Origin of the sequence: Allobosea sp. ASV33 (assembly GCF_016428755.1) — a bacterium.
Taxonomy (GTDB): Bacteria; Pseudomonadota; Alphaproteobacteria; order Rhizobiales; family Beijerinckiaceae; genus Allobosea.
In genome coordinates, this window is the sequence record NZ_JAELTI010000309.1 from 1 (window position 1) to 312 (window position 312).

1 pseudogene is annotated in these 312 nt (G+C 72.4%); it reads left to right on the forward strand.

What is annotated here, in order from left to right:
* Window positions 1-177 precede the first annotated feature (177 nt).
* Window positions 178-312 (forward strand): annotated as a pseudogene (locus JHD80_RS27765) (hypothetical protein); the annotation flags it as partial.

Here is a 312-nt window from a genome sequence, read left to right on the forward strand (position 1 = left end):
CCCCCCCCCCCCCCCCCCCCCCCCCCCCCCCCCCCCCCCCCCCCCCCCCCCCCCCCCCCCCCCCCCCCCCCCCCCCCCCCCCCCCCCCCCCCCCCCCCCCCCCCCCCCCCCCCTTTACAAGCAGAAGCCGGCATACGAGATCGCGCCTAGAGTCTCGTGGGCTCGGAGATGTGTATAAGAGACAGGGATTACATCTCGACTCCGAAGCAGAACGACTATCGGTCGATTCATACGACCGTCGTCGGCCCCGGCCATAGCCGCGTCGAATTGCAGATCCGCACCGACAACATGGACCGCATCGCCGAATACGGC